We start from the raw sequence: 11,380 nt of genomic DNA, 5'->3' as shown, positions 1-11,380 counted from the left end.
AGCAGCCTCTACGACGACCTGGAGGCGGCCGGACAGGGCCCGAGCACCCGAGTGGTCCGCAACGAGACGGTCCCGGCGCCCGCCGACGTGGCGGCCGCCCTGGGGGTGGCCGAGGGCGGCGAGGTGGTCCTCCTGGAACGCCTGCGCGGCACCCACGGCCAGCCGGTCGCCCTGCTGTGCAACTACCTCCCGTGCGGCCTGCTCGACCTGGACGGCGCCCGCCTGGAGTCGACCGGCCTGTACCGCATGATGCGTGCGACGGGCATCGTCCTGCACAGCGCCCGCCAGACCGTCGGCGCCCGCTCGGCCACGGCGGAGGAGGCCGTCCGCCTGGACGAGGAAGAGGGCGCCGCCCTGCTCACCATGGAGCGCACGGCCTACGACGACACGGGGCGGCCGGTGGAGTTCGGCCGGCACATCTACCGCGCGTCCCGGTACGCGTTCGACTTCCAGTTGCTGGTCAGGTCCTGAGGCTCGCGCTGAAGGACGTGACCGGGCGCGGGAGCCGCTCACCGTCCACGGTGAGGTCGACCGCCTCGTTGAAGAAGGCGAGCCGGCCCCTGATCGCGGCCACGGCGGGCAGCGGGTCGGGGTAGCTCCACACGACGTCCGGCGGTACGGCACCCCCGCCGCGCCAGGACCAGTACTGGCCGGCCGTGCCCTTGTACGGGCACCGGGTGCTGTGGTCCGTGGCCTCGAAGAGGTCCAGGCGGACGTCCTGGCGCGGGAGGTAGTAGCGGGTCGGCAGGGAGGTCTCGAACAGCAGTACCGGGGACCGGGTGTCGGCGACGACCGTGCCCTCGATCTCGACCCGGACGTGGCGGCTGCTCGGCACGGCGTCCACCCGGGTGTGCGGGTCGCGGGGGTGGACGAAGATCTCCTCCTCTTCCTCGTACCAGCGGTCGAGTCCCGTGCCGGTGCGCGAGAACCACTCGAAGGCGATGTGGCCGGCCAGGTCGTCCGCGGGGAACGTCCAGGCCGCGTCCGGGCGCACCTCACCGCCGGCCTCGAGGTCGTAGAAGACCGTCGAGCCGGTGTGCCGGCCCGTGAGCGGGTTCCGCGCGGGGCGGAGGAGGTCCGTGCGCACCTCCTCGCGGGGGAAGGCGTACTGCGGGACGGGCAGCCGGGGCTCCCAGACGAGGAGCGGGTGGCGGCTGTCGACGACGGTGACGCCGCCCGCGGTACCGCGCACCCAGCGCTCGCTGGGCTCCCACAGCAGGCCTTCGGGGGTCGCCCGCATGGCGCGGGCGGCGGGATGGGTGGTCATGGCCGGCGCTCCCTCCGGGTGTCCGGCTCCGGATGTCCGGATGTCCGGGCCCCCTCCCACGGTCCCACCGACGGACGCGGATGTCTCAGTGCGCCCCGTCCAGCCGGGCCCGCTGCTCCGCCGTCAGCTCCAGGTCCACCGCCGCCAGGTTCTCCTCCAACTGGGCCACCGAGGACACCCCGGTCAGCGGGACGACCGGCAGCTCGTGGCCGAGCTGCCAGGCCAGCACCACCTGGTTGGCCGTCGCCCCGGTCTCCCGGGCGACCTCCCGCAGCACGGCCAGACGGGCCGGGGTGCCCGGGTGGTCGTAGTCGCGGGGCAGCCGCTCGGGGCGGGTGTACGCGCCCTTCAGCAGCGGCGAGTAGGCCACCAGGGTCAGTCCGGGTTCAGCCCGCAGGTAGGCGGCCGTCTCGGCGCCGGCGTGGCCGAGGCTGCCGTCGGGGAAGAGGTCCTCCGGCACGTCGGTGCGGGGACGCAGATAGCTGTGCTGGTACTGGAGCACCTCGTAGCCGGGCAGCCCGGCCGCCGCCGCGAGGGAGCGGGCCCGCTCCACCCGCCACACGGCCTGGTTGCTCGCGCCGAGCAGCCCCACCGTGCCCTCGGCGACCAGGGCCGCGAAGCCCTCGACCGTCTCGCGCTGGGGGACGGTGTGGTCGTCGATGTGCGCGTACAGCAGGTCCAGCCGCTCCGTCCCGAGCCGCTCCCGGCTGCGCTCCGCCGACTCCCGGATCACCTTCGCCGACAGGCCCTCGGGATTGTCGGTGTAGCTCGTGCCGGGGGCGAGCGGGCGGGCGCCGAGCTTGGTCGCGATCACGACCTCGTCGCCGATCCCGCGGCTGCGCCGCCAGCGGCCGAGCAGTTCCTCGCTCTGCCCGCCCTGGCCTCCGTCGGTCCAGAAGGCGTAGTTGTCGGAGGTGTCGATGAAGGTGCCGCCGGCCTCGACGTAGCGGTCGAGCACGGCGAAGGAGGTCCTCTCGTCGGTCACCGACCCGAACAGCATCGCGCCGAGCGCGAGCACGCTCACCTCGCGCCGGGTCCGCGGATCGGTGCCGATCGTGCGGTACTTCATGCCTGCTCCCTCGTGTCCCGCACCCCGCCTGCCGGGGCACGGAGAGGGAGTCTTCAGCTTGAAGAGCGCTCCAAGTCAAGCGCAACGGCGCCCTGTTCCGGCCGCGGCGGGCCGGCGACCGCGCACCCGCAGGCGGGCGATGTCGGCACCCCGCGCGGGAAACCGGCGTCGGCGACCCGCCAACGGCCGCAGCCCCGGCGCTCCCCGGCCACCACCGGGGAGCGCCCGCGGGCCGCGCACGACGGCCAGGGTCAACGGGCGGCGGTACCGCGTCCGCTCCGAGCACTTCGCCCTCGACCCACCCGGGCACGAAAGGCCGCCGTTCACTCCGTTTCGTTCCTGCTCAAGGCCGTGAGCACGTGTCCCAGCTCGTTCGGCATCACGACGACGAGAACGGTCCCCTCGGAGGAGTCGCACTCGACGATCCTGGATCTGCCGTTGATCCTCATCGCTTCGCGCCGCGTGGGGGAACGCTCGCCGACCTGTCGCAGCCCCGCCGGAAGCGACACCCCCGCACCGGCCCTGGTGCGGGGCTCCCACGCCAGCGTGGAAGGACCCACCAGCATCCGTCCTCGGAGCCACCGCCCTTCGAGCGAAGGGTGCCGGAGCAGGCAGGGAACCTTGATCACTTCCCCCCGGGCCGCACTGTCCGCACGCTGCTTCACCTTCCGGCGGAGCAGCCACGCCGTCGGCCCGACCGCCACCAGAACGACCACCAGTTCGATCACCGAAGCATTCAAGCAGCACCCTCGCTCGCGCGGGCGTCCCGGATGCGGCGAGGAGGAGTCGACTGCACCGCTCGACCGGCCCCGGTCAACGGCGTTTGCGGGAAAGCGCGGGAAATACCTGGGGCGACGGCCCCCGAGAACGCCGATGGGCCCTGCCCCACCGAAGTGGAACAAGGCCCTGAGCCGGGCTTCACGCCCTTCTGCACCGTCGGGACGACAGGATTTGAACCTGCGACCCCTTGACCCCCAGTCAAGTGCGCTACCAAGCTGCGCCACGTCCCGGTGCGCTCACGTGCGGTGAACCGCGTGATCGCGCGAACAGCACTTTACCCCACACCGCGCCCCGTGCCGAAGCGAGGGCGGGCGGGGGACAATCGGCGTATGGGCAGCACGGACAGGACATCACCGGGTCGGACGGCCGTCGCGCGGGACCGTGACGGCGAGGGGCGGGCGCGCAACGCCCGGCCGCGGGACGGGTTGGGGCGGCCCCTGCCGTACGGCGCGCAGGGGGTGCCCCGGCAGCCCGAGGGGGTCGTCCGGCGTCCGGAGGAGAGCGTCGTCGAGGCGCAGCGGCTGCTGGACGAGGGCAGGCCGTTCCACGCGCACGAGGTGTTCGAGGACGCCTGGAAGACGGGGCCGCGGGAGGAGCGCGAGCTGTGGCGGGGGCTGGCCCAGCTCGCCGTGGGGCTCACCCATGCCGCGCGCGGGAACGCCACGGGCGGGGCGCGGCTGCTGCGGCGCGGGGCCGGTGCGGCTCAGGAGTGGGCGGCGGGGGCCGGGGGCGAACGGCGACCGCACGGGATCGATCTCGACGGCGTCGTCGCCTGGGCCCGGGAGCTGGCCGCGGAGGTGGAACGGGACGGCGGCGCGCCCGTGGAGGCGGCGGCGCGGGCGCCCCGGCTGCGCGGGGCCGCGTAGGAGGACGGGCTCCGGCTCCCGGCGGGCTCCGGCTCCCGATGGGTTCCGGCTCCGGACGGGTCCCGGACCGGGGTGCGGTGCGGGCGGGGCCGGGGCCGTGCGGCAGACTCGGGGCGTGCGAAGGATTCATGTCATCGGCATCGGCGCGGGCGACCCCGATCAGCTGACCCTGCAGGCGGTCAAGGCGCTGCGCGACACGGAGGTGTTCTTCCTCCTCGACAAGGGCGAGGTGAAGGCCGACCTCACCCGGCTCCGCCGGGACATGCTCGACGCGCACGTGCCGGAGGGGACGTACCGGGTCGTCGAGGCGCGCGACCCGGAGCGGGACCGGTCGGCCGGCGGTGCGGCCTACTCCCCCGCCGTCGGGGACTGGCGCAGCGCCCGGGCGGACGTCTACGAGTGGCTGATCGCCGAGGAGCTCGGCGAGGACGGGACCGGCGCGTTCCTGGTGTGGGGGGACCCGGCGCTGTACGACAGCACGCTCGCGGTCCTCGAGGAGGTCCTGCGGCGCGGGGCCGTCGCCTTCGCGTACGACGTCGTGCCGGGCATCAGCAGCGTCTCGGCGCTGGTCGCCCGGCACCGGACGGGGCTCAACCGCGTCGGCCGCCCGGTCCAGATCACCACGGGCCGGCGGCTCGCCGAGGGCTTCCCCGAGGGCGTGGACGACGTGGTGGTGATGCTGGACGCCCACCAGGCCTTCCGGCGGTACGCCGGCCAGGACGGCGAGGGCGCCGAGGACCTCGACATCTACTGGGGCGCCTACATCGGCACCCCGGACGAGATCCTCGTCTCCGGGCCGCTGGCCGAGGCCGCGCCCCGGATCGAGCGGCTGCGCGCCGAGGCCCGTGAGCGCAAGGGCTGGATCATGGACACGTATCTGCTGCGGCGCCGGACGCCCGAGCAGTAGGCGGTGCGCGGACCGGGCGTGCGCGGGCCCGTCCGGGCGTGGTCGCGGCGGGTCCGCCGGTCATGGCCGGTCACGTCCGGTCGAGGGCGTTCAGCCAGTGCAGGGCCGCCGCCGCGTCGGGGACCGCGGCCACCCCGTCCGGGAGGGGCGGGCGCCGGACCACCACGACCGGCAGGCCGAGGTCGCGGGCCGCGGTGAGCTTGGCGGACGTCGCCGCCGCGCCGCTGTCCTTCGTCACCAGCACGTCGATGCGGTGCTCGCGCAGGAGCGCCGTCTCACCGGCCACCGTGTAGGGGCCCCGGTCCAGCAGGACGTGCGTGTGCGGCGGCAGGGGCGGTTCGGGCGGCTCCACCGACCGGACGACGAAACGCGGTTCCGTCAGGTGGGCGAAGGCCGCCAGGCCCAGGCGGCCCGTGGTGAGCAGGACCCGGCGTCCGAGCCGGGGCAGCAGGTCGGCCGCCGCGTGCAGCGAGGGCACCGGGTGCCAGTCGTCGCGCGGGCCCGGGTGCCAGCCCGGCCGGCGCAGGACCACCAGGGGCACTCCGGTCGTGGCCGCGGCCCGTGCCGCGTGCGCCGTCATGGTCCGCGCGAAGGGGTGGGTCGCGTCGACCACGGCGTCCACGCGCTGCTCGCGCAGCCAGCGGGCCAGTCCTTCCGCGCCGCCGAAACCGCCGACGCGCACCTCGCCCGCGACGGCTCCCGGCCGTGCCACGCGTCCGGCGAGCGAGGTGGTCACCCGGGTTCCCGGACGGGCGGTCAGCTCGGTGGCCAGTTCGCGTGCCTCGGTGGTGCCGCCGAGGACCAGGATGTGCGGGGACATGGCGCCGAGGGTACGGGGGCCGGACGCCGCGTCCGGCGCCGCCCCGGCCGCCGGCGATCCGCACCGGGTTCCGGCCGCGCACCGGTCCGCACACGTCCTACGATGACGCCGTCGACTGGAGGAATCATGGCCGTGGACTTGAGCGGGCGGCGCTACCGCGCCCAGCGGTGGGCGGCGCGGGGGGCGTTGGCCGCCGCCGTGCTCGCGGTGGCGGCCCCCCTCGTCTACGGCGGGCTGCGCGGCCTGCTGCTGCTGGCCTGCGGGGTCCTGGGGCTGGGGCTCAGCGCGTCCGCCGTGTGGTGGACGCTGACGCTGCGGGGCCCGCTGCGGTGGGGGGCCGCGCTGGTCGCCGTGTGCGTGCCCGTCGCCGTGATCACCCTGTTCGCCGCGACCCTGTTCTGGGCGCTGCTGGTGTCCCTGGCCCTGTGGGGCCTGGCGGTGTGGTGCGGCCGGTTCGCGCTGCGGGGGACGGGCGGCGAGCCGGTCCCCGTCCGGGAGCGGCGGCTGCCGCCGCCCCGGCGGCCGGTGCTGATCATGAATCCCCGGTCGGGCGGCGGCAAGGTGGGCCGGTTCCGGCTGCGGGAGAAGGCGGAACGCATGGGGGCGCGGGTCGTCCTGCTCGACCCGGAGAAGCGGCACGACGTCACCGCACTGGCCCGGGCCGCCGTCGCGGACGGCGCGGATCTGCTGGGCGCCGCGGGCGGCGACGGCACCCAGGCGCTGGTCGCGGCCGTGGCCGCCGAGCACGACGTCCCGTTCCTGGTCATCAGCGCCGGGACGCGCAACCACTTCGCCCTGGACCTCGGCCTCGACCGCGGCGACCCGGCCGCCTGCCTCGACGCGCTGACGGACGGCGTGGAGCTCCGCGTCGACCTCGGCTTCGCGGGGGACCAGCCGTTCGTGAACAACGCCTCCTTCGGCGCGTACGCGGCGATCGTGCAGAGCCCCGCCTACCGCGACGACAAGCTCGGCACCAGCCTGGAGATGCTGCCGGACCTGCTCACCGGCCAGCAGGGGCCCCGGCTGGTCGCCCGCGCGGGGGACACCACGATCACCGCTCCGCAGGCCGTGCTGATCAGCAACAACCCGTACCACACCGGTGACCCCTTCGGACTCGGCCGGCGTGAACGGCTCGACTCCGGTGTGCTCGGCGTCCTCGGCGTGCGGCTGGAGGGCGCCGTGGACGCCGCCGCGCTGCTGTTGAACCCCGAGCCGAGCGGGCTCACCCTGCTGACCGCTCCCGAGGTCGTCATCGAGGCGGACCGCGCGGAGATCGAGGCCGGGGTCGACGGGGAGGCCATGGTGCTGCCGGCGCCCGTCCGCTGCCGCATCGCGCCGGGCGTGCTCCGGGTCCGCGTCCCGCGCAGGCGGCCCGGCGTCACCAAGGCTCCGCCGCGGCTGGACTGGCGGCGGCTGCGCAAGCTGGCGGCGACGGTCGGCCGTACGGCCGCGCCCGCCCGGCTGCGGCACCCGCACGGACCGGCCGGCCGGCACGAGCCGAGCGGATCGGGCACCTCGGCCCCGCCCTCCTGACCGGCCCCGCCGGCCGTCCCCCGCCGGCCGCGCGGCTCAGCGCACCAGCAGTTGCAGGCCGCCCACCACCGTCGCGGCGATGACCAGTTGCTCGAAGAGCCGCTGGTTGATCCGGTCCACGGCCCATCTGCCGAGGAGCGCGCCGGGCACCACGAACAGCACGAGTGCCGCGTCGAGCAGCAGCGACCGGGCGTCGATCAGGCCGAGCCCGGCGCTGAACGGCAGCTTGGACGTGTTGACGATCAGGAAGAAGAAGGCGGAGGTCCCCAGGAAGCCCATCTTCCGGAAGCCCGCGGAGAGCAGGTACAGCGACATCACCGGCCCGCCCGCGTTGGCGACCATGGTGGTGAAGCCGCCGAGGACGCCGTAGGAGCGCGCCTTGGCCCGGCCCGCGCGGGTGGTGACCGCGTCCGGTTCCCCCTCCGCCCCGGTCTTCCGCCGCCGCCACACCGTGACCCCGGCCATCAGCAGCAGGATCGCGCCGATCGACGTCCGTACGGCCCCGTCGTCCGCCCACATCAGGAACACCGTGCCGACGACCACGCCCGCCGCGACCGCCGGAAACAGCCGCCACAGCGTGGGCCAGTGGGCGTGCCGGCGGTAGGTGAGGACGGCGAGGAGGTCACCGGCGATCAGGATCGGCAGCAGGACGCCGGTGGAGGCGCGGGCGGGCAGCACCGCGGCGAAGATGGCGAGGCTGACCGTGTTGGCCCCGCTGACGGCGGTCTTGGAGAAGCCGACGAGCAGGGCCGCGAAGGCGAGCGCGGCGAATTCCCAGCCGTTGAGGTCCCAGAGGGTCATGGTGTTCATGCGGGGACCGATGGTATGTGCAGGCAACCGGGCCCGTAAGGACCGTCTCGCCTGGTGGCACCCGTCGTCCTGACCGCGTCCCCCGGTCAGTGCCTCTCGACCAGCACCGCGCTCCCCTGTCCCACGCCCACGCACATCGTCGCCAGCCCGCGCTCCGCGCCGGTGCGCCGCATGCGGTGCAGCAGGGTGGTGAGGATGCGGGCGCCGGAGCAGCCCAGCGGGTGGCCCAGGGCGATCGCGCCGCCGCTCGGGTTGACCAGGTCGGGATCGATGCCGAGCCCGTCCACGCAGGCCAGGGCCTGGGCCGCGAAGGCCTCGTTGAACTCGGCCTCCTGGATGTCGCCGACGGCCCAGTCGGCGCGGGCCAGCGCCTTGCGCGTGGCGGGGACCGGGCCGATGCCCATGACGTCCGGGTGGACGCCCGCGGAGGCACCGGCGACGTAGCGGCCGAGCGACTCCAGGCCCAGCTCGTTCAGGGCCTCCTCGCTGACGAGGATCAGTCCGGCCGCGCCGTCGTTCATCGGGGAGGCGTTGCCCGCGGTGACCGAGCCGCCCGCGCGGAAGACCGGCTTCAGCCGGGCCAGCTTCTCCAGGGAGGTGTCCTCGCGGATGCATTCGTCGGTGTCGACGACGACTCCGTCCGGGCGGCTCACCGGCAGGAGTTCGTCGTCGAAGTGGCCGCTGCGGCGCGCCTCGGCGGCCCGTCGGTGGCTGCGCAGGGCGAACTCGTCCTGGCGTTCGCGCGGGATGCCGTACCGGGCGGCGACCTCCTCCGCCGTCTCCCCCATGGACAGCAGACCGTGGAGGTCCTTCATCGCGGGGTTGACCAGCCGCCAGCCGAGCCGGGTGTCGGCGGTCTCGACACGGTGCGGGAGGGCCTCGTCGGGGCGGGGCAGCACGAAGGGGGCGCGGCTCATCGACTCGGAGCCGCCCGCGATCACGATGTCGGCCTCACCGGCCGCGATGGTGCGGGCGGCGGTGGTGACGGCCTCCAGTCCCGAGGCGCACAGCCGGTTGACCGTGGCGCCGGGGACGGACTCGGGGAGCCCGGCGAGCAGCGCGGCCATGCGGGCGACGTTGCGGTTGTCCTCGCCGGCCTGGTTGGCGGCGCCCCAGTAGACGTCGTCCACGCGGGCCGGGTCCAGTGCGGGCACGTCGGCGACCAGACCCCGGATCACGGTGGCGGCGAGGTCGTCGGGCCGGACCGGGGAGAGGGCTCCGCGCAGCTTGCCGAGGGGGGTGCGGCGGGCGGCCGCGAAGTGGACGGGACGCACGAGGGGACTCCTGACCGGATGCCGGGGGCTGTGCCGTGACCGGCGACTTACGTGGTTAGCACCGCTAGTTTTGGACTATAGACCGCCGACCGGCTCCCTGGGAAGATCCCCGGGACCGCACCGGCTCCGCCCGGGGATCCCGTGTCCGGCGTCCGCGAGCGCCCCCGCCCCGACGCCCGGAACGAGACGTTCCACGAGACCTGCGGGGCGAGGGCGTTCGACGGTCCGACGCGCTTCCCGGACGGCGTTCTCGCAGGCCGAGACGTTCCCGGCGGCGGCCGGGCCGGGTTTGCGGGCAGAGGGCGGGGGCACCCGCGCGTTCAGGGAGCGGTGGCGGAACACCGCCCGGAGTGAGGGCTCCGACCACGTGGGGAGGACCCCGGGTCGCCCTCCCTCCGGGCGAGGCACCGCTTCCGTGAGACCACCGACACATCGAGGAGGAGCAGCATCCCATGACCGTTGTGAGGAGCACCCTGCCCGACGAGGCCCGCCGGGTTTCCTGCGAGGCCCTCCAGGACACCCTGGTGGACCTGCTCGGGCTGTCGCTGATCGGGAAGCAGGCGCACTGGAACGTCGTGGGCCCGCGTTTCCGCTCGATCCACCTCCATCTGGACGAGGTGGTCTCCGTCTCGCGCGCCCAGGCCGACACGGTGGCGGAGCGGGCCGCGGCGCTCGGCGTGTCTCCGGACGGCCGCCCGGAGACCATCGCCAAGGTCTTCTCCCTGCCGGCCCCGAAGGAGGGCTGGCTGCGCGACTCGGAGGCCGTGCAGGTACTGGCGGAGGCGCTCGGGGCGGCGATCACGCGGCTGCGCGAGCGCATCGACGCCACCGAGAAGGCCGACCCGGTCACCCAGGACCTGCTGATCTCGATCACCGCGGAGCTGGAGAAGCAGCGGTGGATGTTCGAGGCGGCGAACTTCCCCGGCGAGTCCTGACCGCCGCCGCACCGGCACGGAACGGGCCGGTGCGGCGGCGTCCGCGTCCCTCCGCGGACCCGCGCCCGGCCGGAGCACGCACGCACGCACGTAAGGGGCACAACATGAGCGACGCCCTCGAACAGGACGCGCTGTGGGAGGACTTCCACCGCGTGGTGAACATGACCTCGGCGGAACTCGCGGCCTGGCTGCGGGTGCGCGACGCCGACGAGGAGGTGGAACCGCTGCCGGACCAGGCGGGCACCGGCACCGGGCAGCACGTCCTCGCCATCCTGCAGAAGCGGCGCACCGACCTCACCGAGGACGACCTGCGCGTGATGCAGGAGGTCGTGGACACCGTCACCGCGCAGGCGGACCTGGAGAACGAGCCCGCCGCCGAGGACACCGGCCTCCGGCACCGGCTGATGACGCTCGGCCACGACCCGCTCAAGGCGTAGCCGTGGCCGGCCGCGACGAGCGGGTGGTGCGCGCGCTCGTCGACGTCCACGGCCGGACGTACGCGGAAGAGGCGGGCATCCGGCTGAGGGACACCCCGCAGCCGCTGTACCGGCTGCTGGTGCTGGCCCATCTGCTCAGTGCCCGGATCCGCGGGTCGATCGCCGTGGCCACCGCCCGTGCCCTGCACGAGGCGGGGCTGCGCGATCCCCGCCGCATGGCCGCTGCCGACTGGCAGGAACGGGTGGACGCCCTCGGCCGGGGCGGCTACCGGCGCTACGACGAGCGCACCGCGACCCAACTGGGCACAGAAGCCGAGTTGTTGATCGAACGCTGGGGCGGCGACCTGCGCAGGCTGCGCGCGGAGGCGGGCGGCGAGATCCCCGAACTGCGCCGTCTGCTCCAGGAGTTCCCCGGTGTGGGCCCGGCCGGCGCCGACATCTTCCTGCGCGAGGTCCAGCGCGTCTGGCCCGGGACCGCCCCCTACCTGGACGCCAAGGCGCTCCAGGGCGCGCGGCGGCTGGAGCTGCCGCAGGATCCGGACCGGTTGGCCGGCCTCGCGGGGCGGACCGAACCGGCCGTCCTCGCGGCCGCGTTGGTGCGCGCGGCCGTCGACGGGAAGGTGGCCGAGGACGCCCTGGACCGGGCCGGTTCCTGACCGGCCCCGGGCGGGCCGCCCCCCGC

General features: G+C 74.9%; 13 protein-coding genes and 1 tRNA gene. 7 read left to right on the top strand and 7 right to left on the bottom strand.

What is annotated here, in order from left to right; genetic code table 11:
- Window positions 1-471: GntR family transcriptional regulator (locus B7L92_RS31320; protein WP_143626406.1), on the top strand; the 471-nt coding region annotated here is incomplete at its 5' end.
- Here B7L92_RS31320 and B7L92_RS31315 read toward each other — a convergent pair.
- The 4 genes from B7L92_RS31315 to B7L92_RS31300 all read right to left on the bottom strand — a co-directional run bounded on the left by B7L92_RS31315 (window position 461) and on the right by B7L92_RS31300 (window position 3,346).
- Window positions 461-1,267, bottom strand: a complete 807-nt coding sequence (locus B7L92_RS31315; protein WP_081240704.1) for a DUF427 domain-containing protein — start codon at window positions 1,265-1,267, stop codon at window positions 461-463. The two genes, B7L92_RS31320 and B7L92_RS31315, sit on opposite strands and share 11 nt — an antisense overlap.
- 85 nt (window positions 1,268-1,352) lie before the next feature.
- Entirely contained in the window at window positions 1,353-2,336 is a 984-nt protein-coding gene (locus B7L92_RS31310; RefSeq protein WP_081240703.1) for an aldo/keto reductase, read from the bottom strand.
- 323 nt (window positions 2,337-2,659) lie between these two features.
- On the bottom strand, window positions 2,660-2,896 hold the full coding sequence (locus B7L92_RS41675) for a hypothetical protein (RefSeq protein WP_143626405.1): 237 nt from the start codon (window positions 2,894-2,896) through the stop codon (window positions 2,660-2,662).
- Window positions 2,897-3,272: 376 nt separating this feature from the next.
- Window positions 3,273-3,346, bottom strand: a tRNA-Pro gene (locus tag B7L92_RS31300).
- 99 nt (window positions 3,347-3,445) lie between these two features.
- Between B7L92_RS31300 and B7L92_RS31295 the strand changes: the two genes are divergently transcribed.
- The gene (locus tag B7L92_RS31295; RefSeq protein ID WP_081240701.1) at window positions 3,446-3,982 is read left to right on the top strand and encodes a DUF309 domain-containing protein; all 537 of its coding nucleotides are present in this window, start codon (window positions 3,446-3,448) and stop codon (window positions 3,980-3,982) included.
- A gap of 115 nt (window positions 3,983-4,097) precedes the next feature.
- A complete protein-coding gene (gene cobF, locus B7L92_RS31290; protein ID WP_081240700.1) occupies window positions 4,098-4,889 on the top strand; it encodes a precorrin-6A synthase (deacetylating) in 792 nt (263 codons plus the stop codon).
- Between the two features lie 70 nt (window positions 4,890-4,959).
- On the opposite strand, the gene B7L92_RS31285 is transcribed toward cobF, so the two are convergent.
- Window positions 4,960-5,709, bottom strand: coding sequence for a cobalt-precorrin-6A reductase (locus B7L92_RS31285; RefSeq protein WP_081240699.1), 750 nt, complete (start codon window positions 5,707-5,709; stop codon window positions 4,960-4,962).
- 126 nt (window positions 5,710-5,835) lie between these two features.
- Here B7L92_RS31285 and B7L92_RS31280 point away from each other — a divergent pair, with 126 nt between their 5' ends.
- A complete protein-coding gene (locus tag B7L92_RS31280) occupies window positions 5,836-7,242 on the top strand; it encodes a diacylglycerol/lipid kinase family protein (RefSeq protein ID WP_081240698.1) in 1,407 nt (468 codons plus the stop codon).
- 36 nt (window positions 7,243-7,278) lie between these two features.
- On the opposite strand, the gene B7L92_RS31275 is transcribed toward B7L92_RS31280, so the two are convergent.
- Both B7L92_RS31275 and B7L92_RS31270 read right to left on the bottom strand, forming a co-directional pair.
- Entirely contained in the window at window positions 7,279-8,052 is a 774-nt protein-coding gene (locus B7L92_RS31275; protein WP_081240697.1) for a sulfite exporter TauE/SafE family protein, read from the bottom strand.
- 86 nt (window positions 8,053-8,138) lie between these two features.
- Entirely contained in the window at window positions 8,139-9,326 is a 1,188-nt protein-coding gene (locus B7L92_RS31270) for a thiolase family protein (RefSeq protein ID WP_081240696.1), read from the bottom strand.
- Window positions 9,327-9,778: 452 nt separating this feature from the next.
- Between B7L92_RS31270 and B7L92_RS31265 the strand changes: the two genes are divergently transcribed.
- From B7L92_RS31265 to B7L92_RS31255, 3 genes are all read left to right on the top strand, one after another.
- Complete coding sequence (locus B7L92_RS31265; protein WP_081240695.1) at window positions 9,779-10,261, top strand: Dps family protein; 483 nt, start codon at window positions 9,779-9,781, stop codon at window positions 10,259-10,261.
- Window positions 10,262-10,365: 104 nt separating this feature from the next.
- Window positions 10,366-10,698 carry a DUF3140 domain-containing protein gene (locus tag B7L92_RS31260; RefSeq protein ID WP_004980171.1) on the top strand — a complete coding sequence of 111 codons (333 nt, stop codon included), beginning with the start codon at window positions 10,366-10,368 and terminating at the stop codon, window positions 10,696-10,698.
- Between the two features lie 2 nt (window positions 10,699-10,700).
- Entirely contained in the window at window positions 10,701-11,354 is a 654-nt protein-coding gene (locus B7L92_RS31255) for an HhH-GDP family DNA glycosylase (protein WP_081240694.1), read from the top strand.
- Window positions 11,355-11,380: the final 26 nt, after the last annotated feature.

Origin of the sequence: Streptomyces viridosporus, assembly GCF_002078235.1 — a bacterium.
Lineage (GTDB): Bacteria > Actinomycetota > Actinomycetes > Streptomycetales > Streptomycetaceae > Streptomyces > Streptomyces viridosporus.
Note: the sequence above shows the minus strand (reverse complement) of the source record. Positions and strands in the feature narration are given on the sequence as shown.

What these genes read in the sequence shown, in the direction of transcription:
- B7L92_RS31260 (WP_004980171.1), top strand. Translation starts at nt 10,366, where the DNA reads ATGAGCGACGCCCTCGAACAGGACGCGCTGTGGGAGGACTTCCACCGC.
- B7L92_RS31280 (WP_081240698.1), top strand. Translation starts at nt 5,836, where the DNA reads ATGGCCGTGGACTTGAGCGGGCGGCGCTACCGCGCCCAGCGGTGGGCG.
- B7L92_RS31285 (WP_081240699.1), bottom strand. Translation starts at nt 5,709, where the DNA reads ATGTCCCCGCACATCCTGGTCCTCGGCGGCACCACCGAGGCACGCGAA.
- B7L92_RS31265 (WP_081240695.1), top strand. Translation starts at nt 9,779, where the DNA reads ATGACCGTTGTGAGGAGCACCCTGCCCGACGAGGCCCGCCGGGTTTCC.
- B7L92_RS31310 (WP_081240703.1), bottom strand. Translation starts at nt 2,336, where the DNA reads ATGAAGTACCGCACGATCGGCACCGATCCGCGGACCCGGCGCGAGGTG.
- B7L92_RS31295 (WP_081240701.1), top strand. Translation starts at nt 3,446, where the DNA reads ATGGGCAGCACGGACAGGACATCACCGGGTCGGACGGCCGTCGCGCGG.
- B7L92_RS31275 (WP_081240697.1), bottom strand. Translation starts at nt 8,052, where the DNA reads ATGAACACCATGACCCTCTGGGACCTCAACGGCTGGGAATTCGCCGCG.
- B7L92_RS31315 (WP_081240704.1), bottom strand. Translation starts at nt 1,267, where the DNA reads ATGACCACCCATCCCGCCGCCCGCGCCATGCGGGCGACCCCCGAAGGC.